Genomic DNA, 1,380 nt, shown 5'->3' with positions numbered 1-1,380 from the left:
CATCAGCCCCGGCCGTACCCAGTCGACCCGCGCCTGCGGCCAAGCGATCAGGCCGGCGGAATTGGCGATCGAGCGCGGGCCGGAAATATCTGCCATCGCGGTGTCGAACGCAGCGATCTGCGCGGAAGTCATCGCGCTGTCGCGATCATCGGCGCAAGCCAGATGGGTGATCCAGCCTTGCAGGCGCCAGTTCGGCCGAGCCAGTAACGCAGCCTGCAGCGCCGGCGCTTCGCTGAGCGGAAAGCCGAGCCGATGCATGCCGCTGTCGAGCTTGAACCAGACGCTGAGCGCGGTCGTCGTCGGCAGCGACGCCAGCAGTTCCAGCTGCCAGCGATCGTGGATGACGATCTCCAGCGCCAGCTGCGCCGCTTCCTCGGCTTCCTCGGCGGACAGCACGCCTTCAAGCAGGGCGATGCGCGTGCTGATGCCGGCATCGCGCAAGGTCACCGCTTCTTCGAGACAGGCGACGGCAAAGGCATCGACGCCGGCTTCGGCCAGCGCACGCGCCACCGGCACGGCGCCATGGCCATAGGCATCGGCCTTGATCGCGGCCATCACTTTCGATTGCGGTGCGAACGCGCGCACGCGCTGCAGGTTGTGGCGAACGGCCGACAGATCGACCGTTGCAGTGACTCGCGGAATAGACATGTGAAGCAGTGGTCAGTGATCAGTGGCTAGTGGTCAGCATACGGTTCATCAGGCCACTGAACACTGGCCACTAGCCACTGCTTCACCCCCCGTACATGTACTCCGGCGCCAGATTGTCGAAGCGCGTGTACTTGCCGAGGAACGCGGTCTTGACCTTGCCGGTGGGGCCGGAACGCTGTTTGGCGATGATGATTTCGGCGGTGCCCTGATTCGGCGATTCCTTGTTGTGGTAATCGTCTCGGTAGACGAACAGCACCATGTCGGCGTCCTGTTCGATCGATCCGGATTCGCGAAGATCGGACATGATCGGCCGCTTGTCCTGACGTGCTTCGAGGCTGCGCGACAGCTGCGACAACGCGATGATCGGCACCTTCAGTTCCTTGGCCAGCGCCTTCAGCGAGCGGGAGATTTCCGAGATCTCGTTGGTGCGGTTCTCGCGGTTCGACGGCACCTGCATCAGCTGGATGTAATCGACCACGATCAGCGCCAGTGGATGCTTGGCGGCCATGCGCCGGGCGCGGCCGGCCAGTTCCTGCGGCGACAGCGAACCGGTTTCATCGATGAACAGCGGTGCCTCGCGCAGCAGGCCGCTGGCCGAGACCAGACGACTCCATTCGTGATCTTCCATCTGGCCGCTCTTCAGCGCCTGCTGGTCGATGCGGCCGAACGAGGACAGCACGCGCAGCGCCAGCTGTTCGGCGGACATTTCCATCGAGAACACGGCGGTAGCCT

Annotated in this window: 2 protein-coding genes; both read right to left on the bottom strand. The window is 64.1% G+C overall.

The window, feature by feature from the left end:
- The coding region (gene alr / locus Q0D45_RS18845) for an alanine racemase (RefSeq protein WP_293396483.1) at positions 1–648 on the bottom strand (648 nt) is incomplete at its 3' end.
- Positions 649–730: 82 nt separating this feature from the next.
- On the bottom strand, positions 731–1,380 hold a 650-nt coding region (locus tag Q0D45_RS18840; protein ID WP_293396480.1), incomplete at its 5' end, for a replicative DNA helicase.

The sequence above is a fragment of the Nevskia sp. genome (assembly GCF_023266035.1).
GTDB lineage: Bacteria > Pseudomonadota > Gammaproteobacteria > Nevskiales > Nevskiaceae > Nevskia.
Note: the sequence above shows the minus strand (reverse complement) of the source record. Positions and strands in the feature narration are given on the sequence as shown.